Source organism: Xenorhabdus sp. PB61.4 (assembly GCF_963894935.1).
GTDB lineage: Bacteria > Pseudomonadota > Gammaproteobacteria > Enterobacterales > Enterobacteriaceae > Xenorhabdus > Xenorhabdus stockiae.
This window is the reverse complement of sequence record NZ_CAWQJR010000137.1, coordinates 1-1243: the sequence shown is the minus strand read 5'-3', so window position 1 is coordinate 1243 and position 1243 is coordinate 1. Positions and strand designations below refer to the sequence as shown.

General features: G+C 35.2%; 1 pseudogene. It reads right to left on the bottom strand.

Annotated features, from left to right (window positions below):
- Nucleotides 1-484: 484 nt before the first annotated feature.
- Nucleotides 485-888, bottom strand: a pseudogene (locus tag AACX68_RS07585) (IS1 family transposase); the annotation flags it as partial.
- Between the last annotated feature and the right edge of the window lie 355 nt (nucleotides 889-1243).

Below are 1243 nucleotides of genomic sequence, written 5' to 3'. Positions count from 1 at the left end.
TAAATGAAAAATGTACCACCATGATAGTAAGTTAAATATTAAAATATATCGGATTTTTTATTAAATATAATTTATTAAAAAATGTAATAGGATACATTGTGGAAAATCTGGAACCAGCCAATTCCATCAAAGGAAAAAGGGCCTATACTTAAGTATGGTGAAGCATTCCAATAATGTCCAAATTTGGAATTATTTTTTATATTCCTTTATATATCAGTGTGTCCTAATTGGCTTTGGTCAACTATCCCACAGATGTAAATTGTGAGCGTACCAACTACAATATTCGATCAGGATTACATGTGAGTAATTTCATTCCATCCTTTCAGTATGTGAAAGTTATCAATACATTGCAGAGATATCTGATCATAAAAACATTAGTGGGATTTTTAGAAGTTCAATCTTTTATTTGATGAATTGAATTACTGGAATAGTATTTGGAGATGTATTCAATTTTTTGGTTATGTATTCAAAGAGTTGACCACTCTCAAACATAATATTCACGTTCAATGAAAGTGTCGATCACTTTGTCATGCATTTCAGGTGACTTTGAATAACCAAGTGTTTTACGGTTCAGGCGCTTAATTCGGTTACGTAACGTTAAATTTTCACGTTCGATACGTTGAATAAAATATTTTCCAACCAGATTGTTGGCTGAAGGCAGTCAATTATAGTATAGGCACGATAATCATCAGTACACCAAAAGGCCGCCTTGCATTTAGGTAGTTTTTTCAATAACTTTTTCTGCGTTTTCTTGTTTCGTCTACCAAAAGCATGCGCAATGATACGTTTTAGGCGAGGCTCCCAAGCATACCATAACCAACGCTGGCACTTTTTATTTCCGACGAATGACCATATTTCGTTAACTTCACCCAGCGGTAAGGTTGGTACCCACCTTTGCCAATGCCATGTTTTTTAACGTCCTTCGTCTGGTGACAAAATCGATATTTTACTTCTACTGTGGCCATGCATGTTATCTCGCAAGATTGGCATTATTACACTTCGGCTTTCAAGTTGCCTCTTTGTTGTCTGCACTCGCTCACCCCAGTCACATAGTTATCTATGCTCCTAGGTATGAACTCCTTGCCGCCGCGATGCATCTTGACCGAATTTTTAATAACTCTATCTTACGTTCTGGTAACCTCTAAAAACTCTCAATATAAAAAATAAGATCAATTTTGCACTCACCAATAAATGTCCTTATTGTGTATGACTTTTTTCTTGCTTTTTCAGGGAAAAAATAAAC